The sequence below is a fragment of the Nitrosospira multiformis ATCC 25196 genome, from assembly GCF_000196355.1.
Lineage (GTDB): Bacteria > Pseudomonadota > Gammaproteobacteria > Burkholderiales > Nitrosomonadaceae > Nitrosospira > Nitrosospira multiformis.
Genome location: NC_007614.1, coordinates 3,094,151 through 3,118,215, shown reverse-complemented (window position 1 = coordinate 3,118,215; position 24,065 = coordinate 3,094,151). Strand labels below are relative to the sequence as shown.

The following is a 24,065-nucleotide window of genomic DNA, read 5'->3' as shown; positions in this document are numbered from 1 at the left end:
AACAGGATAATTTTGGAGAGCGGAGACTGTGAGTGAGCGGCGCGCCAGAAGGCGCCTGATGAACGAGATAAACGTAGTACCTTACATTGACGTGATGCTGGTGCTGCTCGTCATTTTCATGATCACGGCGCCGCTCATCACTCCGGGCGAGATTGAGCTGCCGCAGGTTAGCAAGTCGCTATCCCCGCCCGTCGCACCGCTGGAAGTGATCGTAAAGGCGAATGGAACCCTGAGGCTGAACGACCGTTCCGCCAGAGAGGGTGAGAAGCAGGTCAGCCATACGGAGCTGGTTGAGGTGATCAAGCAGAAACAGGCGGCAAATGCCGAGCAGCCGGTAGTGATCGCGGGCGACAAAAATGTGCGCTACGAGGAAGTGATGAATGTAATGGATATTCTGCAGCAGCAGCAGGTGAAGAAGGTAGGACTGCTGGCTAGGTCGAAATGAACGCACTTCTGAAAATTCGGATTTGCAGTCGTCCGTTGCAAGCTTTTGTTGCCCTCAAAAGACGTGTTTCCGGACGTGCTTCTGCTCATTCAGCGTATTTCGGCGCTGGAACTTGTGTTCCCCTGCAGATTGCCGAATGAGCGTGCTTGTGAGTTTGAGTTAGACGCCCACAACGAATACGAATGCCATGGCGTTGAGAAAATTCGTTCGACCTGAACCAGGGCGAGTGCCGGCGGCAGTGCTGGCAGTGCTGGTTCACCTCGTTTTTTTCGCTTTCCTGATTTTCGGCCTCAATTGGAAAACCGAGTCACCGGAAGGGATGATGGTGGATTTATGGAGCAGCCTTCCGCCGGCACCGGCACCCGTGGTAAGGGCAGCGCCTCCCCCGCCGCCTAAGCCGGTTGAACCGATGCCGGAGGTAAAGCCGCCTGAAACAAAACCGCTGCCCAAGCCGGAACCCCTGCCTCAGCCGGAAACGCCGACTCCCTCTAAACCTGATATCGCCATAAAGGAAAAAACCGAGAAACCCAAGCCGGAAAAAAAACCGGTGGAAAACAAGGTGCAACTGGAGAAAGAGCGTAAGGAGAAAGAGCGTAAGGAAAAAGAACTGCAGGAGAAAAAGGAACAGGAGCAGAGGGAAAAAGAACGGAAGGAAAAAGCCGAGAAGGAGCGGAAAGAAAAGGAGCGCAAGGAAGAAGAACAAAGAGAAAAGGAGCGGAAAGAGAAGGAACGGAAGGAAAAAGCCGAGAAGGAGCGTAAAGAAAAGGAACGCAGAGAAGAAGAACAAAGAGAAAAGGAACGGAAAGAGAAGGAGCAGAAGGAGAAAGAACGAAAGGAAAAAGCCGAGAAGGAACGGAAGGAGAAAGAACAGCAGGCGCGGGTTGCAGCAGAAGTGGAGCAACTTAGGCGCGAACAGGAAGAACGCGACAGGCTCCAGGCTGAGGCGGCAGCGCAAGCGCGGCTGGCGAAGGAGATTGACGAGTATAAGGCGAGAATCCTGGCCAAGATAAGAAGGAATATCGTGATGCCGCAGGATCTGCCCGGAAATCCGGTTGTCGAGTTCGATGTTACTGTGCTTCCCGGCGGCGATATCCTCGATGTCAGGCTGCGCAAGAGCAGTGGATTCGCCGCTTTCGATAGTGCGGTAGAGCGGGCTATTGCCTTGTCCAAGCCGCTCCCGCTGCCGCCCGACCCCGCGCTTTTTCCGAAGTTCCGCAACTTGAGTGTCAAGGTGCATTACCTTGAATGACTGGTATAATCTATTGTTTCAAAATTAACTTATGGCCATTGCTATGCTGCCCACGCCGTCCCGCTCGCATAAACTTTCCGGCTATGCTGCCGTTTTGTTCTTTTTGTGGCTGGTCTGCTCGCCAGCGCAGGCCGCTCTCAACATCGAAATTTTCGGTGGAGGCGCCAACCAGATTCCTGTCGCGATAGTTCCCTTTTCGGGAGAGGAAGGACTTGGGGCGCAAAGCCTTACCCCCGTCATTTCGGCGGATCTGCAACGTACAGGATTATTTAAGCTGGTCGATCCCGGAGGCCTGCGGCCGCATGAACCGGTCGAGGTTTCGTTCCCGGATTGGATCAATCGGGGTGCGAGCGCGCTCGCCATTGGCACCGCGATACCCGTCTCCGGAGGCCAGATATCGATCCGCGTCCGGTTGCTGGATGTGGCAAGGCAGGCAGAACTGGGAAGTTATGTCGAGACAGTGGCGCCGGAGCAGCTGCGCGCTGCCGCCCACCGCATTGCCGACATGATCTACGAAAAACTGACCGGTGACGTCGGCGTGTTCAGCACTCGCATTGCCTATGTGATCAAGCAGGGGAAGAAATACTCGCTCCAGGTGGCAGATGCGGACGGGTTCAATGCCCAGCCCGTCATCGAATATACGGAGCCGATCATATCGCCCGCCTGGTCCCCGGACGGCACCCGGCTTGCATATGTATCTTTCGAGAACAAGAAACCGGTGGTTTACGTTCAGACCCTTGCGACCCGGACACGCAAGGCGGTTGCAAATTTCAGGGGGAGCAATAGTGCGCCGGCATGGTCTCCCGATGGCAGGAAGCTTGCGGTTGTGCTATCTGTAATGGGTGGCTCGCAAATCTTTCTGATCAACTCCGATGGCGGAGGACTTCAGCGCCTTACACAAAGTTCCGGCATCGATACCGAGCCAAGTTTTTCGCCGGACGGCCGTTATATCATTTTCACCTCTGACCGTGGCGGCAGTCCTCAAATTTATCGGATGCCTGTCACAGGAGGTGTGTCCAAAGTTGCGGAACGTCTTACTTTCGAAGGAAGCTACAACGTGAGTCCGCGTTACAGTCCCGATGGAAAAGGTTTTACTTTTATCCACCGCAGCGGCGATAGATTCAACGTGGCCATTCAGGACTTTGCGACCGGCCAGGTGCGCTTGCTCACGGATTCGAGATTCGACGAATCGCCAAGCTTTGCCCCCAACGGCAGAATGGTTCTTTATGCTACTGAAATACGGGGCCGTGGTATATTATCCGCGGTTTCGAGTGACGGGAGAACCCGGCAGCAGCTTTCAACGCAGACGGGTGATATAAGAGAACCGGCGTGGGGTCCGCTACGGCGTCTGCAGTAATTCCAGTGTATTTTTGGCTAACCTAAAAGGGAATAGAAATGAAAAAAGTTTTGGGCGTGTTATTGATCAGCCTGTTGACAGCATGCGCCAGCCAGACAAAGCAGCCCGGCGACGCGGATATGGAGGATAGAGATCGATCCAGGGATGCTGCCGCCGCGCAAAGGGAGGGCATGCAGGCTGAGGATTACACATCCCCAACCCTCAATCCGCTTACCGATCCCAACAGCATTCTTTCCAAGCGCAGCATCTATTTCGATTTCGACAGCTATGTAGTAAAGGATGAATTCAGATCTCTGGTCGCGGCACATGCGAAATATCTGCGTGAGCATCCCAATGCCAGGGTGCTGCTGCAGGGAAATACAGACGAGCGCGGCAGTCGCGAGTATAACCTGGCGTTGGGCCAGCGTCGTGCGGACGCGGTCAAGTATGCAATGACCCTATCAGGTGCCCAGGAGGGGCAGATTGAAGCTGTGAGCCTGGGCGAGGAAAAACCTCATGCAATGGGCCATGACGAGGCTGCATGGGCTGAAAATCGCCGCGTGGATATCCGTTATCAGGGTGAATAATCATGCTCCAGCGCGCTTTCCTGCTATCGGTTCTGATGGTCTGTGGTTCGATTCATGCGAGAACCTTCGATGATGACAGGGCGCCGCGCCGCATGGTCGCGCAGCAGACGATGGGCGACCTGAGGAATCAGGGACAAACATTGGAATCTCGTGTTAGCAGACTCGAAGAAGATCTCGGTAGTCGGCCATTGCTGGAACTTCACAACCAGATAGAAAGCCTGCGGCTCGATCTGAACAGGTTGCAGGGTCAGATAGAAGTGCTGGTCAATGAAAACGAACTGGCGCAGAAACGGCAGCGGGATTTCTACGTTGATCTCGATAACCGGCTCAGGCGGCTGGAGCAGACGGAAGGAGCCGATGGGACAGCTGCGCCCAGGTCGGGGGTATCCTCCCCCGCTGCATCCAGCTCCGCCATTGATTCCAATGCAGGCCCGAATTCCAGTCAGGGGATGAAAGGAACTGCATCCGCTGCTGTTCCTGCCTCGGCTTCTGCCGTTTCGTCCGAATACGCCACGCCTGCCAACAGGAATTCTGTCGCCGATGGCGCCGATGGCCGCGCCTATGAGAACGGATACGATCTGTTCAAGACAGGCAAGTACAAGGAAGCCATATCCAGTTTCAACAGTTTTCTCAGGTCTTATCCCGAATCAAGTTTTGCTGCCAGCGCCCACTACTGGATCGGAAATTCCTTCTATGCATTGCGCGAGTTCAAGAATGCCGTTGCCGCGCAGGAGACGCTGATCAAAATCTATCCGGACAGCCCCAAAGTACCGGATGCGATGCTCAATATAGCCAGCAGCCAGTTGGAGCTGAATAAAAAAGATGCTGCCCGGACAATTCTGGAAAGCGTCATCGTCAAATATCCCGGCAGCGACGCAGCAGACAAAGCCAAACGGCGGTTAACCAGTATCAAATAGCGGCGTGTGCCGGCCAGGACATTTTCCTGCCGGCTTCCGTCCCGTATATATGGTTCAGATCCTGTCCCCGGATTTCCCACCTCTGTCCAGGAAGATTCCATCTTCCGCGGAAGGGGCAAGCTTGCGTGTCAACGAGATCTTTCTATCTCTGCAGGGAGAAACCAGTCGTGTAGGGCTGCCGACTGTTTTCGTGCGGCTCACCGGTTGTCCGCTGCGTTGCGGCTACTGTGATACTGCTTATGCGTTCCATGAGGGCGAGCGCCTCTCCCTTGCCGCTATTCTGATGGAGGTGGCAAGGCATGGGGCTCGTCATGTTACCGTGACAGGGGGCGAACCTCTGGCTCAAAAAGAGTGCCTGGCTTTGCTTCGATTGCTGTGCGATGCGGGTTATTCGGTATCAATGGAAACCGGCGGGGCTCTGGATATATCCAAAGTGGATGCGCGCGTATCCAGAATCCTGGACCTCAAAACGCCTGGTTCCGGAGAGGTGGAAAAAAATCTCTGGAGCAACGTTCAGTACCTTACAAGCCATGACGAGGTAAAGTTTGTGCTCTGTGACGAAGACGATTACCGGTGGGCGGTCGAGATGATGGGTAAGCATCGGTTGGACCATACTTGTCCTGTATTGTTTTCTCCCGTTCATGGCAAACTGGAGCCGACTGTCCTTGCGGAATGGATCTTAAGGGACCGGTTGCCCGTGCGCATGCAGGTTCAGTTGCACAAATTGCTGTGGGGGGAGGGCCCCGGACGATAACGGGTGCTAACGGGGTAAAATAGACCGCGTCGTGACTCGTTTTTTACAACTTTATGGTTAAGGCAGTCGTGCTGCTGTCAGGAGGTCTGGACTCGGCCACCGTCCTTGCTATCGCCCGCCAGCAAGGATATGAGTGTTATGCCTTGAGCGTGAGCTACGGCCAGCGCCACGGCGCGGAGCTCGCCGCGGCAAAAAATCTTGCCCGCTCCTTGGGTGCCACCGCCCATAAAATCATTCAAGTGGATCTTTCCACATTCGGGGGCTCCGCGCTTATCGACAAAGAGCGTGAAATTCCGACGGACGGGGTTACGCCGGGCATTCCCAGCACCTACGTACCCGCGCGTAATACCATCATGCTTTCCATTGCACTGGCCTGGGCCGAAGTGCTGGGGAGCGGGGATATTTTCATCGGTGTTAACGCAATTGACTATTCTGGTTATCCCGATTGCCGTCCTGAGTATATCGAAGCCTTTGAGACGATGGCGAACGTCGCGACAAAAGCCGGGATTGAAGGGACACGCCTTGCCATTCACGCGCCTCTAATGAATTTGTCGAAGGCGGAGATCATAAAGAGGGGGGGCGTGCTCGGCGTTGACTACAGCATGACTGTTTCCTGCTATCAGGCGGACGATGCGGGGCTGGCCTGCGGCGTATGTGATTCCTGCCGCTTGCGACGGGCGGGCTTTGAATCGGCAGATGTTCCCGACGTAACGCGTTATCACGCAGGTTTCCGGCAGACGCCTGCTTCCTGATACTCAAACAGAAGGTACTCAACGCCTTGCTGGTTTCATGATTCCCTGGCTCTCGTCTGATTCCCTCTTCCCTCCGCTGCACACCGCGCTCATTCAGCCAAACGGCCTGCTGGCAGTAGGGGGCGATCTTTCGCCGCGTCGGCTTATCGAGGCATACAGCCAGGGAATTTTTCCATGGTTCAATGATGGCGACCCCATTCTCTGGTGGAGTCCCGATCCGCGCATGGTGCTGTTCCCGCGGGAGCTCAAAGTATCTCGTTCGCTGCAAAAATCGTTGCGAAAGGGTAATTATGAAATTCGTACCGACAGGAATTTCACCCCGGTCATGCGGGCCTGTGCCGCACCGCGGCGAGACAGTTGCGGAACCTGGATACAGAATAAAATGATTTTCGCCTATAGCGCCCTGCATGAAATGGGCTTCGCCCATTCCGTGGAAACCTGGATGGACGGGGAATTGGTAGGAGGACTATATGGAGTTGCGCTGGGACGCGTCTTCTTCGGTGAATCCATGTTCTCGCGCGTTTCCAATGCTTCCAAAATTGCATTTGTGCATCTGGTGCGGCAACTCGAGCGATGGGGATTTGAAATGATCGATTGCCAGATGAAAACCGCCCATCTTGCATCCCTCGGCGCGCGTGAAATCCCGCGCGAGGAATTTAGTCAAAGATTGAAAGAATTGGTAAACTATATGGAACGAGGCGAAAAATGGTGTTTCGATCATGAGCAAGTTGAATGATCTTCCTGCATCCACGCTGCAGTTCTACACTACCGCGTCTTATCCATGCAGCTATCTTCCTGAGCAACTGGCGCGCTCGCAGGTGGCAACTCCCAGTCATCTGATTGACACCATTGTTTATGGCGGTCTCGTACAAGCTGGTTTTCGTCGCAGCGGGGCTTTTACTTATCGTCCTTTCTGTGACAATTGCCGCGCCTGCCTTCCAGTCCGAGTGGTAGTTGACAGCCTCGCGCTACGCCGAAGCCAGCGCCGTTCCTGGAATCGACATCGGCACCTGGTTGCGACTCAGCATGATTTGTATTATCACCCCGATCACTACGCACTGTATCTCCGTTATCAGGCCCAACGCCACTCGGGCGGCGGCATGGATCGGGATAGCCGCGAGCAGTACCGGCATTTTCTGCTGCCCAGCAATGTCGATTCGAAACTGGTGGAATTCCGGGAAAACGGTGTTTTACGAATGGTCAGCATCATCGATGAGCTGCCTGACGGAATATCGTCGGTCTATACATTTTTCGACCCGGATGTACCGGGCGCGAGTTTTGGTACCTATAATATTTTGTGGCAGGCGCACCAGTGCCGTGAATTGAAGCTTCCTTATCTTTACCTCGGCTACTGGATCAAGGATAGTCGAAAAATGGCGTACAAAGCGGCATTCAGGCCATTGCAGGCGCTAATCAATGGCCAATGGGAACTTCTGGAAAATCTCTCCGATTACCCTTCCTGCGCCTTCCCCTGAAACACTGCTTTATTTACCGCGTTGCCGCCCGGATAGCCGCTGCCCGTTTAGCCAACGGCTCAGCCTTATGGGAATAGCCGATTTCCCTATACAACTGCGCCAGGTTTTCCAGGCTTGTGGCCACATTCGGGTGATCCGGGCCGAGCGTTTCTTCCGAGATGAGCAGGGCGCGGCGAAACAGCGGTTCAGCGTGAGGATATTTACCCTGGTCCTTATACAGTCCGCCAAGATTGTTCAAACTCAAGGCGACATTGGGATGATTCGGTCCGAAAGCTCTTTTCGTGATTGCAAATACACGTTTGTATAAAGGTTCGGCTTTCGCATACTGCTTCTGCGCATTGTAAAGCAAGGCGAGATTGTTGAGACTCACGGCCAAGTTGGGATGGTAGGGGCCTCCTGTTTTTTCCAATATTGTCACTGCCCGTTTAAGGAGGGGTTCGGACTGAGGGTATTGCCCCTCTGCCTGATATAACTGCGCCAGATTGTTCAGGCTTGCAGCGACGTTGGGATGCTCCTCTCCGAAAGCTTTCTCATCGATCGCCAGCGCGCGCTTGTAAAGCGACTCGGCTTCCGCATAATCCCCTTTGTTCCGGTACAGCATCGCCAGGTTATTCAGCGTTGCGGCCACTTCCGGGCTTTCTGTACCCAATGATTTTTCAAAAATTGCCTGCGCACGCTTGAGAAGCGGTTCCGCCTCCTTATAGTGCCCCTGAGCACTATGGATCATGGCAAGGCTGTTGAGGCTGGTTGCAATATCCGGATGACCCGGCTCCAACCCCTGTTCTGCTGCTTGCAGCGCCTTCTTCGCCGCTACCGCCGCCCCTTTATAGTCTCCCTGCTGATAGAGTGTTTCCACCTCATCATTGAACTTGTCCCATAATGTGGCGGCGCGAGCAGTTCCCGAAAATAAAATGAGAACCAGGATCAGAGAAAGATGCTGCAACTTCATGAATGCTCCTGTTCAAGACTTATGCAACCGATATCCGGTTAGAATCTTCAATATGCCAGACATGGCGTCTGAACCCCGCCTGCCGCCGGTTATCATGGAGACTCCGTATAGACCGGATCAGGGAACAAGCGTTCACCCCGGCGGCAATGGTAGAATGAATGATGCTTTACTCATTGCTCCGTCCCCTGGTATTTGCCCTCGAACCGGAAACCGCGCATGGTATTGCCTTCAACGCGATGGAGACGGCCCATCGGCTTGGGCTCTACCGTGCGCGTCCTGCGCCCTGCCGTTCTCGCAGCATAATGGGGCTGACCTTTCCCAACCCTGTCGGCTTGGCAGCGGGATTGGACAAGAATGGCGAACATATAGACGCGCTGGCGGCCCTTGGATTCGGATTTATCGAAATTGGCACGGTCACGCCGCGGCCACAGCCGGGAAATCCCAAGCCCCGATTGTTTCGCCTGCCGCAGGCAAATTCCATTATCAACCGCATGGGCTTCAATAATAACGGTATCGAGGGTCTTGTCGCAAACGTGAAGGCGATGGACTACAAAGGTATTCTGGGGATCAACATCGGGAAAAACTTCGATACGCCGGTAGAAAAAGCCGTGGATGACTATCTGATATGCCTGCGCAAGGCGTATCGCTACGCCAGCTATATCACCGTCAACATTTCTTCTCCAAATACCCCTAATCTTCGGCAACTGCAACAGGCCACCGAACTGGATTCCCTGCTTGGCACGCTGAAACTGAATCAGCAGCGTCTGGCTGACGAACATGGAAAATACACCCCACTTCTGGTGAAGATCGCTCCTGACCTGGAGTTGCCGGAAATCGATTCCATCGCCGCACTGTTGATGAAGCATCGTGTTGACGGCGTTATTGCCACCAATACCACCCTCTCCCGCGCAGGGGTGGAAACACTTCCCCATGCGCGGGAAGCGGGCGGATTGAGCGGGGCGCCGCTTGCAAAACGCGCGACCTCAGTCGTCGCGCGCCTCCACCATGCCCTGCAAGGGGCGCTGCCTATTATCGGGGTGGGCGGCATCATGGATGCGGCCGGCGCTACCGAAAAAATCGCAGCCGGCGCCAGCCTGATCCAGGTATACAGCGGCCTCGTTTATCGCGGTCCTCATCTCGTGGGTGAGATTGCACAGGTGTTGTGCAATGCAAATGGGGGGGGCCTCGATGGTGCCAGTTCAACATGAAAGATATTTCTCTGGCAGAGAAAATTGATGCCATTCTTCCGCAAACCCAATGCCGCCAGTGCGGGTTTTCGGGTTGCAGGCCTTACGCCGAAGCAATTGCAGAGAGGCGGGCACAGATCAATCAATGTCCCCCGGGTGGAGAAGACGGCATCCATCAACTGGCCCGACTGCTGGGGGTGGAACCCCTTCCTTTGAATACAGCCCACGGCGTGTTCAAAACGAAAGAGGTGGCATTGATTGATGAGCAAGCGTGCATAGGTTGTACCGTGTGCATACAGGTCTGCCCGGTGGATGCAATTGTGGGGGCGGCGAGACAAATGCATACGGTTATTTCCGGGGAGTGCACCGGCTGCTCGTTATGCCTGGAACCCTGCCCGGTAGACTGTATCCAGATGGTTCTTCCGAAGGAGCATTCTCCGTGTGCAGAGATCGGCGCCCAAATTGCGTGGACTGAACCGGACCATCAAGACTTCGCAGTGGAGAAGGTGGAAAGGGTGGAAAAAAAGAAAGCAGCCGACCGTGCCCGTATGCGCTACCAGTTGCGGTTGCAGCGGCTGGAACGCGAGAAACAGGGAAGGGAGGAAAGGCTGGCAAAAAGAACCGAAAGAACCGAAGTAACAGCCGGCATGACGCCTTCATCATCCGCGGCCAGTCTGAAAAAAGTCACCATTCAGGCAGCGCTGGAGCGCGCAAGGGTTGCCAAGGCACAGCCATCGCCTGGAATATCAAAAAAGGAGGACTGGAGTGACAGAACGTCAGACATTTCTTCCCGCTGATTCATGAATTCAAGCATACGCCGTGAGATTTTTACCCGCTTCAGGGCCGCCAATCCTCATCCTACCACTGAGCTGGAGTACAACTCCCCCTTTGAACTGCTGGTAGCAGTGGCACTCTCCGCCCAAGCGACCGACAAAAGCGTGAACCTTGCCACGCGGAAGCTCTTTCCCAAGGCCAATACACCCGAGGCAATACTTGCAATGGGGGAAGAAGCATTGAGGGAATACATCAAGAGCATCGGCTTGTACAAAACAAAGGCAAGGAACATCCTGGCAACATGCCGCATACTCATTGATCAGTATGGCGGAAAAGTACCTGAAACGCGGGAGCAGCTGGAAAAACTGCCCGGCGTGGGGCGCAAGACTGCAAATGTGTTATTGAATACTGCCTTTGGTCAACCCACTATTGCGGTGGATACACATATTTTCCGCGTGGCCAATCGTACGGGAATTGCAAGGGGAAAGAACGTGCTGGAAGTGGAGTCCAAGCTCCTCAAGTGCGTCCCCAAGGAATTCCGCCAGGATGCCCATCACTGGTTGATTTTGCATGGGCGCTATATCTGCGTGGCAAGAAAACCAAAATGTGCGATCTGCCTGATAAACGACCTGTGTGAATACGAGTCAAAAAACTTTGAGGATACTCCTCGTTAAAAAACTTGATGTTCAATCCTTCCAGAGACCAGGCGCGTCAATTTTTTTTCGAGACCTGGCGTAAATACAAGCAACGGGAAATGCTCAGCGCGATGGAGGACATGGCGCTCGAGGTGATTTTGCAGCACCCGGAATACCATGCGTTGCTTGATGATGTGGAACATCATCAGGATAGGGATTATCCCCCGGAAATGGGCGAAACCAACCCGTTTCTGCACATGGGGATGCATATTGCCATCAAGGAGCAGCTTTCAATAGATCAACCGGCAGGAATCCGCGCGCGGTTCGAGCGTCTGCTGAAGAAAACCGGGAACGAGCATGCAGCCATGCACCAAACCATGGAATGCCTGGCGGAAATGATCTGGCAGGCACAACGAAACCGGACTACATATGACGTCATGGTTTATTTCGAATGCCTGGATAGACAGGGGATTTGATATTCGAAGCGATGCGGTCGGATGTTTCGGCGGATTATGCGGTTGTCAGACAAGCGGGCAAGGGAGTTACCCGCTATTTTCCCACCCGTGCCTTCCGCCCCCAAGGCCTTTGGGCAAGTCCTCCGGACAAGTTCTCCGCGGAGCATTGAAGCACCCGCGGGATTTTATTCAGAGATTCCAATCAATACTTCGTTTTGAGGCCTTTTTGGGTGGCAAAGTAAGCAGCCACGTTTTCGATGTCTTCCTTGCTCAGAGCTGCCGCCATACCTGCCATCACAGGGTCTTGCCGAACCCCGGATTTATACTCATTCAAGGTCTTTGCGAGGTAACTCGCCTGTTGCCCGGCCAGTATCGGAAACGCCGGTGCAGGACTATTGCCATCCGGACCGTGACAGGCGGCACATACCTCCGCCGCTTTTTTCTTTCCCGCTTCTATATCCGTTGCCATTCCCTGGCTGGAAATCAGCATTAAGGCTGCGCTTGCAGCGCCAATAATAAGATGTTTCATGAGGCTTTCCTTGCTTGGTCAGTGGTTGTTATTTGCCAGCGCCGGCATAGTACGCGGCCAGATCTTCCATATCCTGTTGAGACAATGAGGCCGCTATCCCCTTCATGCTGGGATGATTACGTGCCCCGGTCTTGTATGCTTGCAGGGCTTTTACCAGATATTCAGCATGCTGACCACCGAGTCTCGGCACGTGATATACAGTAGGATAGGATGTCCGGTATCCTTCTATTCCATGGCAGCCGATGCACATGGCATTCTTCTGCTTTCCTGCCTCCGGATTACCTACTGCCTGAGCAGTGCCCGCCAGCGCGAGAAGCAATCCGCATGCAAGTAAACTGACTATTGCAGGTCTTTTCATTATCAGTCCCTCTTTACAAAAAGAGCGACTCTAAACGATGTGCCATTTCTGGTCAATGAATAAAACGCTAGAATAACGGGAACTTACCGTTATTTTTTCTGTCCTGCGGCAGAGTTTTTCACTTCGAGTTCCTCCCACCGGGTAAGACAGTTCGTCAGTTCCTCCTCAATCGCGGTAAAGCGCCGCTGCAACACAGCGGCCTTTTCTGGAGAATCACGGTAAATATTAGGCAAACATAACTGACGGGAGACCTCCGCCTGCTCCTTCTCCAGGAGTTCGATCCTTCCAGGCAACTCCTCAAGTTCACGGGTTTCCTTGTACCCCAGTTTAACGGAAGGGGGGGGCACGTATGCTTTAAGAGGGGCCGGTTGAGATGGCTTGGGGATCGGCTGTCTGCCCGCTGTCTTCTGAAAACTTCTGGCACGCATCCAATCCTCGTAACCGCCGATATATTCCCGTAAGATACCGTCTCCCTCGAAGGCAATTACCTGGGTTACCACGTTGTCGAGAAATTCGCGATCGTGGCTTACCAGGAACAGCGTTCCCGAGTAATTCTGCAGCAATGCTTCAAGCAGTTCCAGCGTTTCGATATCAAGGTCGTTGGTCGGTTCATCGAGAACCAGCACGTTGGCGGGACGCGTGAACAGCCTTGCCAGCAGCAACCGGTTGCGTTCGCCGCCGGAGAGTGATTTTACGGGCGAGCGTGCCCGCTGCGGAGGGAACAGGAAATCTTCCAGATAGCTGATGACATGCTTTCTGGTACCTCCGATATCGATGAAATCCGAGCCTTGACTGATGGTATCGACCAGCGTTGCATCCTCATTGAGTTGCTCCCGCATCTGGTCGAAGTAGGCTACGGCTGCTTTCGTGCCCAGCCGTACGCTACCGCTGTCCGGCTGCAACTCGCCCAGGATCAGCTTGAGCAGGGTGGATTTTCCAGCGCCGTTGGGTCCGAGCAGTCCCACGCGGTCGCCGCGCATGATCCGGCACGAAAAATCCTTGATAACCGCTTTGCTTCCGTAGCTTTTGCTGACATGCTCCAGTTCCGCCACCATCCGGCCGGATTTAATGCCTTCTTCCAGGCTTAAGCTAACCTTTCCCGCCTGCTCGCGCCGGGCGGCGCGCTCCTGCCGCAGTGCTTCGAGCCGTCGCACCCGCCCCTCGTTACGCGTGCAACGCGCCTGTACTCCTTTACGTATCCAGATCTCTTCCTGCGCCAGCACCTTATCGAATTTCTGATTATGGATAGCCTCGACTTCGAGCATCTCCATCTTCTTTCGCTGGTATGCGGAAAAGTCGCCTGGAAAGCTCGTCAGCTTGCCCCGATCGAGTTCGACGATGCGGGTAGCCACATGGGTGAGGAAGCGGCGGTCATGAGTGACGAATACGACACTCCCCGAAAAATCCTTGAGCAATCCTTCCAGCCATTCGATTGCCAGAAAATCCAGATGATTGGTCGGCTCATCCAGCAACAGCACCTCGGGCGATATCACCAGAGCGCGTGCCAGTGCCGCCCGCTTTTTCTGTCCCCCGGAAAGTTGCCTGATCAGGGCATCGGCAGGAAGATCAAGCTTGCCGATGGCAGTTTCCACTCTTGCCTGAATACGCCAGCCATCCTGTGCTTCCAGCTCGGCCTGGAGTTTCGCCAGGCGCGCTAGAAGAGCATCGGTATTATCTGCACCGTCGCTAAGTAAATGAGATGCCTCGTGATACTGGATCAGTATCCTGCTGACTGACCCCAATCCCTTCGCTACTTCCTGAAATACCGTGAGATCAGGATCCAGTTCCGGTTCCTGGGGGACATAGGCAAGCTTCAATCCCGGGGTATACCAAACCCTGCCGTCATCCGGTTGCATCTCGCCCGCGAGAACGCGCAGCAGACTTGACTTGCCCCCGCCGTTCCTGCCGATGAGCGCCAGGCGCTCCCCGGGATCGAGCTGCAGATCCACCTGGTCGAGCAAGGTATGATGACCGAAGGCGAGACTCGTTTTTTCAAGCGTGAGCAGAGGCATGACGGAAGCAGGCTGAACAGGGGAAATTTATAAGGGGCGCAATTCTGCCATGTTCCCCGGGACTTGGCAAAATCTGCAAAGGGGCAGCGGTTAGCGGTCAGCGGGATAGTGAAGGCGCGGGGAGTTGCCGCACGGCCGTGCCCTTGCAATCGCCTGAGCCGCATCCCGCCAGCCTTCACACGCGTTTCGCCCTAACCGGCCACGCGCCACATTGAGCAGTCCCTTGCATTTCGCATAGAATCGAAAAAATCGCAGCACTTTCTGGCACTGCAATATGTCCGGCGGCAAGTCGCTACAGATAAGCTTGTCATCCAGCATGCCGTGATCCACCATGCGAACGGCACCCCAAGCCTTTGCCCGTACACGGGTGCCAGCAGGCAAACGGGGACCGAGCACCAGTGCATCCAGGAGATCGCCATCGAGACCGAGATAGTCCGGGAGTGAGCCGTAGTTGAACGGGCAAGGCAGGGGTGAGATAAAATCCACTTTTCCGGTGGAGCCGCGTTTGATAAAACTTCCGCGGGGAACCTCGATGACCACTTCCACCAGCGGCGGCTCCCGCTGCATCTCGCTGACCAGGCATCGATCCGGGTTTGTACTGCTTGCTTCAAGGTTATCCTGCATCCCGGACTTATTCCTGCCCGGTCTGATCTCAACCATTTTTTTGAAACCCTGCCGCATCCTATTGCTCGATCTGGCCGTTGCTTCTTTCCACCAGCAAGGTGTGCAATCTGCGGCTGTCCGCGCGAAGCACCGTGAACTTGAAACCTCCGACAATGACTGATTCACCTCGTTTCGGCAAGCGTCCAAATTCGTGCAGGACCAGACCTCCGATCGTATCATAGTCGGATTCGTTTAATTCCGTTTCAAGTCTTTCATTGAAATCCGCGATCTCGGTAATCGCCTTGACCCGGTAATGGCCGCTTGGCGTCTGCACAATGTTGTCTTCCACCTCGTCGAAATCATGTTCATCCTCGATATCGCCGACAATCTGCTCCAGCACGTCTTCAATCGTCAGCAGTCCTGCAACTCCACCATACTCGTCCACGACGATTGCGATGTGATTGCGATTGGTACGAAAGTCCCGAAGCAGGACATTGAGGCGCTTGGATTCAGGAATGAATACCACCGGCCGCAACATGTCGCGCACGTCAAACTCTTCCTCCGCCGCGTAATACCGCAACAGGTCCTTTGCCAGCAATATACCGATAACATTATTTTTGTCATTTTCGGTAACCGGAAAACGCGAATGCGCTTTCTCGATCACCTCGGGGATGAATTTCTCGGGCGGATCGCTGATGTCGATGACATCCATCTGCGAGCGGGGAACCATGATGTCGCGTGCCTGGATCTCTGATACCTGTATTACTCCTTCTATCATGCTCAACGCATCGGAATCGAATAAATTGCGTTCGTACGCCGCATGCAGCAGGGCCATCAATTGGACCCGATTCCCCGGTTCCCGCAGGAGCATGCCGCTTATGCGTTCCAGCCAGCCAGGTTGGGGAGGATCATCCATTTGTAAAAGTCAACATAGCCATAAAAATCCAATCAATTGAAATCTTGCCGTCAGCCATCAACTGTGCTCGCATTATCCACAATCAACCGCTTCCGCCAGCTGATATCCTGCATAAGGATCCTCATATCCCAACCACGCTAGAATCCGGGTTTCCGTTTCCTCCATGTTTTTGGCATCCTCATCCTCCTGATGATCATAGCCCTGCAGATGCAGGACTCCATGCACCGTCAGATGCGCATAATGCGCCATTAGATCCTTTTGCTGCTGACCCGCTTCATTTTCCACTACCGGCGCACAGAGTACGATATCGCCGGTCAGAGGGTAAGCACCCCGCTTTTCCCCGAGCGGAGAGTCAGGATGGATTTGCCCATCCCTGTAAACGAAGGTCAGGACATTGGTTGCATAATCCTTATTGCGAAAGTCCCGGTTGAGGCGGTGGCCTTCCTCTTCGTCCACGATGCGTAATGCGATTTCCGCATCATGCGCCAGGGCCGCCTTGACCCATTTACGAAGCAAGGCTCTGGAAGGAAGCGGCTCGCGTGTTGAAGTCGCATATTGGACAGTCATTTTCAATTTCGCCGGTTTCGGTCTGGCGCGCCTCCCGCTGTCAGGAGTGCCGGGGGAACTACTCCTTTCTTTCATATTTCTCATAGGCATTGACAATTCTTTGCACCAGCGGATGCCGCACCACATCCTCTGCATCGAACCGCGTAAAGGCAATGCCCCGCACTTTTTCAAGAACCTGCTGGGCTTCCACCAAGCCGCTTTTCTGATGTTTTGCAAGGTCAATCTGCGTGATATCCCCTGTCACGACGGCCTTGGAGCCAAAGCCGATGCGGGTCAGGAACATTTTCATCTGTTCCGGCGTGGTATTTTGCGCCTCATCCAGAATGATGAAAGACTGGTTCAGCGTTCGCCCGCGCATGAATGCAAGCGGAGCCACCTCGATTGCGTTTCGTTCAAACTGTTTGCTGGTTTTATCGAACCCCATCAGATCGTAGAGCGCATCGTAAAGGGGACGCAAATAAGGATCCACTTTCTGCACCATATCACCCGGTAAAAATCCCAGGCGTTCGCCTGCTTCCACCGCAGGCCGCACCAGTATGATACGCGCCACGATATCCCGCTCGAGTGCATCCACTGCGCTTGCAACCGCAAGATACGTTTTCCCGGTGCCTGCGGGGCCGATGGAAAAAGTGATGTCATGTGTCTGGATCTGGTGCAGATACTCCACTTGGCGGCGTGTGCGTCCGCGCAAATCGCTACGCCGCGTATACAGGGCGGGCTCCCCTATTTCCTTGGCATCTGGCCCCTGTTTTTTCTGGTGATGTGGATTCATCGCCTCGATCAGGCCCAGTTGAATCTGTTCGATGCCCAGAGGATGGTGCGCCTGATCGTAGAAGTTCTGCAGAGCTTCCGCGGCAAGTGAAGTCTGGGGTGGCTTCCCCCGGATACTGAAATGTTCTCCCCGCCTTGCAATTGCGACATCGAGAACCGTCTCGATCTGCCTCAGGTTTTCATCCAGCACACCACACAGGTTCGCCAGACGCTGGTTGTCAGCGGGGGAAAAGGAAATTTCTACGGATTTGGGCTTCAATGGCGCGGTAAAGCGACACAAATATGGAGGTGAGGTCTTAATTCTGGCAGCGACCGAACTTCTTTGCAACTCATCCTACTCAGGAAAGGTTGAAATCGCTTTGCCTATTGGTTGACCCTTCGCTCCGGTAAGGAAATGGGAAAGAGAAGTCGGGCGGAGGGGAGATGATAGTCAGTAGAGGCGCGGTTGGGAAGGGCAGGCAAATCTTGTATGCCTAACGGATCGTTCATCTGGCACTATGTCCTTCCCGCTCATCATCACTATGCACTTGTAATATGCTCCAGTTGCCTGGAACTTGCCTTTGTGACAGCGGTATTAAGAGGCAGAGGCGGCCTGAAAAGCCAGGTACAGACCCGGCACGCGGAAAGAGGATCATTGCCTCAGGTGTTGATTGAACAGGGGGACCATAAATTTTTTGGGAGTTCGACCCCTGTTAAAAAGCTCAGTTGCCTTTGATGCGCACGCCAGCTTCGTTCAGGATCGGAACGGGCAATTCCAGCCGGGACGAAAGGAATCACTGAACAAATCGTCTGCGGTGCGCGTTGCTGTTAAAATCGCGATGATCAAGAGGCGCGCACAAAGGTCGCAGCTTGCGCATTTACGTGTTATAGCGATGCCAGGGAGTTCTGGGAAGTGGCACCCCAAAGCGGGCCCGAGGATTCCGCGAAGCGGATGGGGCAGTGTCCTAGTGTAACGACCGCAAGACCGAATCTGGAGCGCAAGCATCCCGCTGCGAGGTTCCATCTTTCTTTGAAAGACATTGCTCCTCTCTCCGAGAGCGCACATTCGCACCGTCGCCTTTCGTGCATCTCACCCCGCAAATCCCTCCGTTGCGCCCTCGAGGGATTTGTTCAGCGGTTCACAAGGAAGGAGATCGATGACAATTCGGAAAATGAGTTATATTTTTTACCTCGTAACCGGAGTACTTATTTCCCTGCTTACTCTGTTTGTTGCGCTTCGTTTCTTCGAGCTCCGGAAACTGAACGAGGCCGAAAACGTGCGCTATGCCGGCTTCCTTGCAGTGGATGAGCTGCGCCAGTCTTCCGATGACTTGACGCGCACGGCCCGAGCCTATGTCGCCACAGGCAATCCAAAGTTTGAACAAATCTACTTCGATATATTGGCCATCCGCAACGGCGATAAGGAACGCCCGCTGCATTACGAGCGCGGCCACTGGGATCTGATCCTCGGTCATTTGAACCCGGAGTCCGCGCCGGGGCGCAGGATTTCCTTGAGATCGCAAATAAGGAAACTCGGATTTACGGCGACCGAGCTTGCAAAACTTACGAAAGCCGAAAATCGCTCAAACCAGTTGACGGAGCGAGAGTACAAGGCATTCAATGCCATGAAAGGGCTATTTCAGGATTCAGCCGGAGAATTCGGCGTGAAGGGTGCGCCCGATGCCGCATTGGCCAGCAGCCTGCTGCATGATGAGAGCTACCACACGGCCAAGGCCGAGATCATACGGTTGTTGAACGAGTTTCATGAATTGCTCGACAAGCGTACTCGCAATACCATGGCTCTCGCCCAAAACCGCGCCAATCTTTATATATCCGGCGTGTTTTTCATGCTTGCCTTTCTCATGGCCTGGTTTGCCTTTTCGTATCGTGTCGTGCATCGGAAGGTGCAAAATCTTGCATGGCTCGAAGATAAAGCGAGGAATATCGGAGAGGCGAGCAACTCGCCCAGTTTCTACATTGACTCGAACGACGAGATAGGTAGCCTTTCCCGCGCCTTCATCGTGGCTCAGGCTGAACGTGATCGGTATTTCAATCAGTCTCTCAACTTTCTTGCGATTTCCGGGTTTGACAATCGTTTCAAGCGGGTGAATACAGCCTGGACCAAAGTTTTTGGCTATTCGGAGGAGGAATTGCTGTCCAAGCCTTTTATGGACCTTGTCTTCTCCGGTTCACGCGCAGATACGGCGGCAGAGCTGGACAAGCTCGTCATGGGTAGCAATGTTTCCTTTGAAAGCCAGATGCGGTGCAAGGATGGCTCCTTTCGCTGGGTTTTGTGGAATATAGCTGCTGCGCAGGATGTCCGTGAATTCTACTTTTCGGGCCAGGATATCACCGCAAGGAAGAATATCGAGAGAGAGCTCCAGAATGCCCGAAAAGCGGCAGAGGCTGCCAATCGGGCCAAAAGCGAGTTTCTGGCAAATATGAGTCACGAGATCCGCACCCCGATGAACGGCGTGCTCGGGGCAGTCGGGCTGCTTTTGAACACCACGCTAACCCCCTCGCAGCGCGAGCTGGCGGGACTGGCTCGCGCGAGTGGCGAAACGCTGCTTTGTATAATCAATGACATTCTAGATTTCTCCAAAATCGAGGCCGGTAAACTCGTTATTTCACCGGTTCCTTTTGATCTGCTTCAGGCCGTTGAAGAGGTAGCCGGCATGGTTGCCATGCAGCCGGCAAGAAAGGCAAATGTGAATGTAATAGTACGTTACCTGCCGAATGTGCCGCGTTATGTATTCGGCGACCTCGGGCGCATTCGCCAGGTACTGATAAACTTGACCAACAATGCAATCAAGTTTACAGACAAGGGCCACGTACTCATCGATGTAGAAGCCGAGGCTCTCAGTGAAGATGAGGTATCACTCCGCATCAGCGTCGAAGATAGCGGACTGGGAATCGCGCCGGATAAGCTGCAAAGCATCTTCGACAAATTCACGCAGGCAGATGCCTCTACCACGCGGCGTTATGGCGGGACAGGCCTGGGACTGGCTATCAGCAAGCAACTGGTCCAGCTAATGGGGGGGACCATCGCTGCGAAGAGTCGGGTGGGCGCTGGGTCAACGTTCTGGTTTACGCTACCTTTGGCCTTGCAGAAAAATTGGCCGACGGATGCGGGTCTGCACATCGACCTGACACATGTTCGGGTGCTGATTGTGGACGATAACGCGGCTAATCGTCTCGTGCTGCAAGAGCAGTTGCGCAGCTGGAGGATGCGTATCGGCAGCTGCCCCTCCGGGGCAGAAGCCTTGCGGGCCCTGCACACCTCTCACGCCTCCGGTGATCCCTACAGGATTGCGATTCTCGATCATCAGATGCCGGATATGGACGGAGAAATGCTGGGCCGGACCATCAAGGCGGATCCATTGCTCCGCAGTATTCATCTGGTGATGTTGAGTTCCCTGGGACAGGAAGGCGATCTCAGAGAGCGGCTTCAGAAGATCGGCTTTGCGGCCTATCTGGTCAAGCCGGCGCGGCAATCGGAATTACTGTCGACTCTGGTAAATATCTGGGACGCGCAACGCCACCAGCGAACTATAAATCTCATCAGTCAGCCTTTCTTCCCGGCGAATCCCGAGATGCAGGCCGCGGATAGCTCGAATGGTCTGTTTGCCGGTACACGCGTACTGCTTGCTGAGGACAATGCTACCAATCAGATCGTCGGAGCGATGATATTGCGCAATCTGGGCTGTCTGGTAGATGTTGCCACCAATGGCCGTGAAGCCATGGAGATGGTGGATGCATTTCTCTATGATATGGTGTTTATGGATTGCGAGATGCCAGAGATGGATGGTTTTGAAGCCACTGCCGCACTTCGCCGCCGCCCTGACAGCAAATCGCGGCTTCCCGTCATTGCGGTAACGGCACAGGCCATGCAGGGTGATAGAGAACGTTGCCTGCGCGCGGGCATGGACGATTACATCAGCAAACCGGTAAAGCTGGAGGATTTTGCGGCAGCGTTGAAGCGCTGGATGCCGGGTAGAGAACAGGGGCAGAAAAGTGAAACATCTCCCACGGCAAGGCATGAAAAGTCGATGGCAGACAGCACTCCGAATCATTCCCCACCAATAGTCCCTTCCTCTCTACCCGTTTCTTCATCCCTTTCGATGTCTTCCGCATCCTCTGCACTGAATGCGGAAGTCGTTGCAAGACTTCGATCGCTCGCGGAAGCGACCGACCCATCCTTGATTACCCAGATATTCACATCGTTTCTGAGCGATGGGGCGAAGCGCATCGATGCGCTGAAGGAGGCCCTCGCAGGAGGAAATATGGAACTTCTGCACAAGACTGCTCATGCCATCAAAGGCGCCAGCGCCAATATCGGCGCGCATTCCCTGACGGATATGGCTCAAAAGCTGGAACTCGCAGGCAAGGCCGGCGACATGACTGGAGCAGTTACTTTAATTGAGCAAATTGAAATGGAATTTGGACGCGTGCAGCATGAAATTACCCAGTCAGAGCTCGATTGCGTAGCGCTGCCGGATGCAACTCGACCATGAAGATACTCATTGCCGAAGACGACACGACCTCGCGCCTGTTGTTTGCCGCCACCCTCAGGAAACTGGGTCATACCGTAACGGCAGTAGAGGATGGGCGTAAGGCATGGGAAGCCTGGCAAAAGGATGAATATCCGCTGCTCATCTCCGACTGGATGATGCCTGATATCGATGGTCTGCAATTATGCAGAATGATTCGCGGCGAACCGGGCCTGCAATATACCTACATCATCCTTCTTACTGCGCTGGACAGCAAGGGCAGCTATCTCGAAGGCATGGACGCAGGGGCAGATGATTTCATTACTAAACCGTTCGATGAAGAACAGCTGGCAGCCCGGCTACGGGTGGCTGAACGAATACTTGGCCTGCATCAAAAGCTACATATCCAGGCCACGCGGGATTATTTGACCGGCGTATGGAACCGAGCCTCCATCATGGATTATCTGCAGAAGGAGTTGAAGCGAGGAGCGCGGCAGGATATCTGCACGAGTGTGATGATAGCGGATCTCGATCACTTCAAGCGAATCAACGATACCTATGGGCATCCGACCGGTGATGAAATACTGCAAGAGGCAGCCCGCCGTATGTCAGGTGTATTACGGGGTTATGACCGGGTCGGACGCTATGGAGGCGAGGAATTTCTCATTACGGCATCGGGTTGTGACTGGAGCGAGGCCCTGGCCCTGGGCGAAAGAATCTGTAGCTCCATCAGGAGCGAGCCTGCCAACAGCCGTGCGGGACAAATTGACATGACTGTGAGCATAGGTATCGCGACGAGTTGCGGACAGGTTAATGATATCGGTGAGCTTATCGCAGCCGCCGATCAAGCGCTCTATCAAGCAAAAGAGGCTGGGCGTAATCAAGTTAAATTGTCGCGGTTGCCGATCGAATCAGGACCCGCGCCATAGCGCCGAAAAATTGCCGCCTCCGGCTCTATTGGAGCGTCATCGGCTCTTACGTTTTCACCACGTAGAGTGTGGGACAAGGCTGCGGTAATTTTTAGCTCTGCAAATTTTCCTATCATTTCGGGAGAACCGGGAAAATTGACCACACGGTTATTGTCGGTGCGGCCGCTCAATTCGCCGGGATCTTTTCTGGACAAGCCTTCCACCAGAACGCGTTGTGTCGTCCCAACCATCCTGACGCTGATCGCTTGCGCCTGTAGCTCCACTTTTTCCTGTAACCGCTGCAGCCGCTCCAGTTTGACCTGATGCGGCGTAGTATCTTCCAATCCGGCTGCCGGAGTCCCCGGACGGGAACTGTAAATAAAGCTGAAGGAACCATCAAAGTTTACCGCCTCGATCAGTTTCATCGTTGCCTCAAAGTCTGCTTCGGTTTCCCCGGGAAAACCGACAATGAAATCAGAGGTAATCGAAATGTCTGGTCGGGCAGCACGCAGCCGGCGAATGATCGATTTGTATTCCAGCGAAGTATAGCCTCGCTTCATGGCTGCGAGGATCCGATCCGAACCGGACTGAACCGGCAAATGCACGTGACTTACCAGCTTGGGGGAAGCCTTGTAAGCTTCGATGAGGCGAGGCGTGAATTCCCTCGGATGAGAGGTGGTATAACGGATGCGTTCGATACCCGGGATTTCATGGAGATATTCCAGCAACAGCGCAAAGTCTGCTAGTTCGCCCTCTTCCGCATATTGCATCCTGCCGCGATAGGCGTTGACGTTTTGCCCCAGCAGGGTTACTTCCTTGACCCCCAGATTTGTCAGACCCGCGATTTCCGTCAGGATATCGTCGAGCGGACGTGAAATTTCCTCACCGCGCGTATAAGGAACCACACAAAAGCTGCAATACTTGCTGCACCCTTCCATGATGGATACGAAGGCGGTTACGCCCTCCGTGCGCGCCGGGGGCAGATGATCGAATTTCTCGATCTCCGGAAAGGAGATATCCACCTGCGGACGGCCCGTAATCTGACGCGTTGAGATCATCTGCGGCAGCCGGTGCAGCGTCTGCGGACCAAACACGAGGTCTACATAAGGCGCGCGTTTGACGATCTCCGCCCCTTCCTGGCTGGCAACGCATCCGCCCACACCTATCAGCAGATCGGGATTGGCTGCCTTGAGATGTCTTACGCGCCCAAGGTCATGAAACACCTTTTCCTGCGCTTTTTCCCGCACCGAGCAGGTGTTGAAAAGAATTACGTCAGCCGCGGCGGGATCATCCGTTTTTTCCATGTGCTGCGCATCACGCAGCACATCCGCCATCTTTTTCGAGTCATACTCGTTCATCTGGCAGCCAAATGTCTTGATGTAAAGTTTTTTTGCCACGGCCTTACTTGCTGTTTCAG

General features: G+C 54.2%; 24 protein-coding genes and 2 pseudogenes. 15 read left to right on the top strand and 11 right to left on the bottom strand.

Annotated elements, in window-relative coordinates; translation table 11 throughout:
- Positions 1-58: 58 nt before the first annotated feature.
- From tolR to NMUL_RS14100, 9 genes are all read left to right on the top strand, one after another.
- A complete protein-coding gene (gene tolR / locus NMUL_RS14140) occupies positions 59-445 on the top strand; it encodes a protein TolR (protein WP_041352662.1) in 387 nt (128 codons plus the stop codon).
- A gap of 187 nt (positions 446-632) precedes the next feature.
- On the top strand, positions 633-1,694 hold the full coding sequence (gene tolA, locus NMUL_RS14135) for a cell envelope integrity protein TolA (protein WP_011381994.1): 1,062 nt from the start codon (positions 633-635) through the stop codon (positions 1,692-1,694).
- A 31-nt stretch (positions 1,695-1,725) separates the two neighbouring features.
- The gene (tolB, locus tag NMUL_RS14130; RefSeq protein WP_011381993.1) at positions 1,726-3,051 is read left to right on the top strand and encodes a Tol-Pal system beta propeller repeat protein TolB; all 1,326 of its coding nucleotides are present in this window, start codon (positions 1,726-1,728) and stop codon (positions 3,049-3,051) included.
- 38 nt (positions 3,052-3,089) lie between these two features.
- On the top strand, positions 3,090-3,617 hold the full coding sequence (gene pal / locus NMUL_RS14125; RefSeq protein WP_011381992.1) for a peptidoglycan-associated lipoprotein Pal: 528 nt from the start codon (positions 3,090-3,092) through the stop codon (positions 3,615-3,617).
- A gap of 2 nt (positions 3,618-3,619) precedes the next feature.
- Entirely contained in the window at positions 3,620-4,534 is a 915-nt protein-coding gene (gene ybgF, locus NMUL_RS14120) for a tol-pal system protein YbgF (RefSeq protein WP_011381991.1), read from the top strand.
- A 49-nt stretch (positions 4,535-4,583) separates the two neighbouring features.
- Positions 4,584-5,288: a 7-carboxy-7-deazaguanine synthase QueE gene (gene queE, locus NMUL_RS14115; protein WP_011381990.1), complete on the top strand. Its 705-nt coding sequence runs from the start codon at positions 4,584-4,586 to the stop codon at positions 5,286-5,288.
- 53 nt (positions 5,289-5,341) lie between these two features.
- Positions 5,342-6,040: a 7-cyano-7-deazaguanine synthase QueC gene (gene queC / locus NMUL_RS14110; RefSeq protein ID WP_011381989.1), complete on the top strand. Its 699-nt coding sequence runs from the start codon at positions 5,342-5,344 to the stop codon at positions 6,038-6,040.
- A gap of 37 nt (positions 6,041-6,077) precedes the next feature.
- Positions 6,078-6,776, top strand: a complete 699-nt coding sequence (gene aat, locus NMUL_RS14105) for a leucyl/phenylalanyl-tRNA--protein transferase (protein ID WP_011381988.1) — start codon at positions 6,078-6,080, stop codon at positions 6,774-6,776.
- Positions 6,760-7,515, top strand: coding sequence for an arginyltransferase (locus NMUL_RS14100; RefSeq protein ID WP_011381987.1), 756 nt, complete (start codon positions 6,760-6,762; stop codon positions 7,513-7,515). Before aat ends, NMUL_RS14100 begins: the two co-directional genes overlap by 17 nt.
- 13 nt (positions 7,516-7,528) lie before the next feature.
- Here the strand turns inward: NMUL_RS14100 and NMUL_RS14095 are convergent, their stop codons facing one another.
- The gene (locus NMUL_RS14095; protein ID WP_011381986.1) at positions 7,529-8,464 is read right to left on the bottom strand and encodes a tetratricopeptide repeat protein; all 936 of its coding nucleotides are present in this window, start codon (positions 8,462-8,464) and stop codon (positions 7,529-7,531) included.
- 161 nt (positions 8,465-8,625) lie between these two features.
- Between NMUL_RS14095 and NMUL_RS14090 the strand changes: the two genes are divergently transcribed.
- Genes NMUL_RS14090 through NMUL_RS14075 form a run of 4 tightly spaced genes read left to right on the top strand, consistent with a single transcriptional unit; the run spans position 8,626 to position 11,536 of the window.
- The gene (locus tag NMUL_RS14090) at positions 8,626-9,672 is read left to right on the top strand and encodes a quinone-dependent dihydroorotate dehydrogenase (protein ID WP_041353331.1); all 1,047 of its coding nucleotides are present in this window, start codon (positions 8,626-8,628) and stop codon (positions 9,670-9,672) included.
- A complete protein-coding gene (rsxB, locus tag NMUL_RS14085) occupies positions 9,669-10,448 on the top strand; it encodes an electron transport complex subunit RsxB (RefSeq protein ID WP_011381984.1) in 780 nt (259 codons plus the stop codon). The genes NMUL_RS14090 and rsxB overlap by 4 nt, the downstream gene beginning before the upstream one ends.
- 3 nt (positions 10,449-10,451) lie before the next feature.
- A complete protein-coding gene (gene nth / locus NMUL_RS14080) occupies positions 10,452-11,099 on the top strand; it encodes an endonuclease III (protein ID WP_011381983.1) in 648 nt (215 codons plus the stop codon).
- 8 nt (positions 11,100-11,107) lie between these two features.
- The gene (locus NMUL_RS14075; protein WP_011381982.1) at positions 11,108-11,536 is read left to right on the top strand and encodes a DUF1841 family protein; all 429 of its coding nucleotides are present in this window, start codon (positions 11,108-11,110) and stop codon (positions 11,534-11,536) included.
- A gap of 181 nt (positions 11,537-11,717) precedes the next feature.
- On the opposite strand, the gene NMUL_RS14070 is transcribed toward NMUL_RS14075, so the two are convergent.
- The 9 genes and pseudogenes from NMUL_RS14070 to NMUL_RS14040 form a co-directional block, all read right to left on the bottom strand.
- Positions 11,718-12,044, bottom strand: a complete 327-nt coding sequence (locus tag NMUL_RS14070) for a c-type cytochrome (protein ID WP_011381981.1) — start codon at positions 12,042-12,044, stop codon at positions 11,718-11,720.
- Between the two features lie 28 nt (positions 12,045-12,072).
- Entirely contained in the window at positions 12,073-12,402 is a 330-nt protein-coding gene (locus tag NMUL_RS14065; RefSeq protein WP_011381980.1) for a c-type cytochrome, read from the bottom strand.
- Positions 12,403-12,491: 89 nt separating this feature from the next.
- Entirely contained in the window at positions 12,492-13,754 is a 1,263-nt protein-coding gene (locus NMUL_RS14060; RefSeq protein ID WP_473229994.1) for an ATP-binding cassette domain-containing protein, read from the bottom strand.
- Positions 13,733-13,895, bottom strand: a pseudogene (locus NMUL_RS16685) (Msr family ABC-F type ribosomal protection protein); the annotation flags it as partial. The pseudogene NMUL_RS16685 and the gene NMUL_RS14060, both read right to left, overlap by 22 nt.
- An 18-nt stretch (positions 13,896-13,913) precedes the next feature.
- Positions 13,914-14,414 (bottom strand): annotated as a pseudogene (locus tag NMUL_RS16680) (ATP-binding cassette domain-containing protein); the annotation flags it as partial.
- A 90-nt stretch (positions 14,415-14,504) separates the two neighbouring features.
- The gene (locus NMUL_RS14055) at positions 14,505-15,074 is read right to left on the bottom strand and encodes an inorganic diphosphatase (protein WP_011381978.1); all 570 of its coding nucleotides are present in this window, start codon (positions 15,072-15,074) and stop codon (positions 14,505-14,507) included.
- A 22-nt stretch (positions 15,075-15,096) separates the two neighbouring features.
- On the bottom strand, positions 15,097-15,933 hold the full coding sequence (locus NMUL_RS14050; protein WP_011381977.1) for an HlyC/CorC family transporter: 837 nt from the start codon (positions 15,931-15,933) through the stop codon (positions 15,097-15,099).
- 72 nt (positions 15,934-16,005) lie between these two features.
- Positions 16,006-16,575: an rRNA maturation RNase YbeY gene (gene ybeY / locus NMUL_RS14045; RefSeq protein WP_011381976.1), complete on the bottom strand. Its 570-nt coding sequence runs from the start codon at positions 16,573-16,575 to the stop codon at positions 16,006-16,008.
- The gene (locus NMUL_RS14040) at positions 16,559-17,530 is read right to left on the bottom strand and encodes a PhoH family protein (protein ID WP_041353327.1); all 972 of its coding nucleotides are present in this window, start codon (positions 17,528-17,530) and stop codon (positions 16,559-16,561) included. The genes ybeY and NMUL_RS14040 overlap by 17 nt, the downstream gene beginning before the upstream one ends.
- 892 nt (positions 17,531-18,422) lie before the next feature.
- On the opposite strand from NMUL_RS14040, the gene NMUL_RS15065 reads away from it, so the two are divergent.
- Positions 18,423-21,764 (top strand): response regulator, encoded by a 3,342-nt coding sequence (locus tag NMUL_RS15065; RefSeq protein ID WP_238529835.1) that lies wholly within the window; start codon positions 18,423-18,425, stop codon positions 21,762-21,764.
- A complete protein-coding gene (locus NMUL_RS14030; protein ID WP_011381972.1) occupies positions 21,761-22,669 on the top strand; it encodes a GGDEF domain-containing response regulator in 909 nt (302 codons plus the stop codon). Before NMUL_RS15065 ends, NMUL_RS14030 begins: the two co-directional genes overlap by 4 nt.
- Here NMUL_RS14030 and miaB read toward each other — a convergent pair.
- Complete coding sequence (gene miaB, locus NMUL_RS14025) at positions 22,621-24,045, bottom strand: tRNA (N6-isopentenyl adenosine(37)-C2)-methylthiotransferase MiaB (RefSeq protein WP_011381971.1); 1,425 nt, start codon at positions 24,043-24,045, stop codon at positions 22,621-22,623. The two genes, NMUL_RS14030 and miaB, sit on opposite strands and share 49 nt — an antisense overlap.
- Positions 24,046-24,065 lie beyond the last annotated feature (20 nt).

What these genes read in the sequence shown, in the direction of transcription:
- tolR (WP_041352662.1), top strand. Translation starts at nt 59, where the DNA reads ATGAACGAGATAAACGTAGTACCTTACATTGACGTGATGCTGGTGCTG.
- tolA (WP_011381994.1), top strand. Translation starts at nt 633, where the DNA reads ATGGCGTTGAGAAAATTCGTTCGACCTGAACCAGGGCGAGTGCCGGCG.
- tolB (WP_011381993.1), top strand. Translation starts at nt 1,726, where the DNA reads ATGGCCATTGCTATGCTGCCCACGCCGTCCCGCTCGCATAAACTTTCC.
- pal (WP_011381992.1), top strand. Translation starts at nt 3,090, where the DNA reads ATGAAAAAAGTTTTGGGCGTGTTATTGATCAGCCTGTTGACAGCATGC.
- ybgF (WP_011381991.1), top strand. Translation starts at nt 3,620, where the DNA reads ATGCTCCAGCGCGCTTTCCTGCTATCGGTTCTGATGGTCTGTGGTTCG.
- queE (WP_011381990.1), top strand. Translation starts at nt 4,584, where the DNA reads ATGGTTCAGATCCTGTCCCCGGATTTCCCACCTCTGTCCAGGAAGATT.
- queC (WP_011381989.1), top strand. Translation starts at nt 5,342, where the DNA reads ATGGTTAAGGCAGTCGTGCTGCTGTCAGGAGGTCTGGACTCGGCCACC.
- aat (WP_011381988.1), top strand. Translation starts at nt 6,078, where the DNA reads ATGATTCCCTGGCTCTCGTCTGATTCCCTCTTCCCTCCGCTGCACACC.
- NMUL_RS14100 (WP_011381987.1), top strand. Translation starts at nt 6,760, where the DNA reads ATGAGCAAGTTGAATGATCTTCCTGCATCCACGCTGCAGTTCTACACT.
- NMUL_RS14095 (WP_011381986.1), bottom strand. Translation starts at nt 8,464, where the DNA reads ATGAAGTTGCAGCATCTTTCTCTGATCCTGGTTCTCATTTTATTTTCG.
- NMUL_RS14090 (WP_041353331.1), top strand. Translation starts at nt 8,626, where the DNA reads ATGCTTTACTCATTGCTCCGTCCCCTGGTATTTGCCCTCGAACCGGAA.
- rsxB (WP_011381984.1), top strand. Translation starts at nt 9,669, where the DNA reads ATGAAAGATATTTCTCTGGCAGAGAAAATTGATGCCATTCTTCCGCAA.
- nth (WP_011381983.1), top strand. Translation starts at nt 10,452, where the DNA reads ATGAATTCAAGCATACGCCGTGAGATTTTTACCCGCTTCAGGGCCGCC.
- NMUL_RS14075 (WP_011381982.1), top strand. Translation starts at nt 11,108, where the DNA reads ATGTTCAATCCTTCCAGAGACCAGGCGCGTCAATTTTTTTTCGAGACC.
- NMUL_RS14070 (WP_011381981.1), bottom strand. Translation starts at nt 12,044, where the DNA reads ATGAAACATCTTATTATTGGCGCTGCAAGCGCAGCCTTAATGCTGATT.
- NMUL_RS14065 (WP_011381980.1), bottom strand. Translation starts at nt 12,402, where the DNA reads ATGAAAAGACCTGCAATAGTCAGTTTACTTGCATGCGGATTGCTTCTC.
- NMUL_RS14055 (WP_011381978.1), bottom strand. Translation starts at nt 15,074, where the DNA reads ATGGTTGAGATCAGACCGGGCAGGAATAAGTCCGGGATGCAGGATAAC.
- NMUL_RS14050 (WP_011381977.1), bottom strand. Translation starts at nt 15,933, where the DNA reads ATGGATGATCCTCCCCAACCTGGCTGGCTGGAACGCATAAGCGGCATG.
- ybeY (WP_011381976.1), bottom strand. Translation starts at nt 16,575, where the DNA reads ATGAAAGAAAGGAGTAGTTCCCCCGGCACTCCTGACAGCGGGAGGCGC.
- NMUL_RS15065 (WP_238529835.1), top strand. Translation starts at nt 18,423, where the DNA reads ATGAGTTATATTTTTTACCTCGTAACCGGAGTACTTATTTCCCTGCTT.
- NMUL_RS14030 (WP_011381972.1), top strand. Translation starts at nt 21,761, where the DNA reads ATGAAGATACTCATTGCCGAAGACGACACGACCTCGCGCCTGTTGTTT.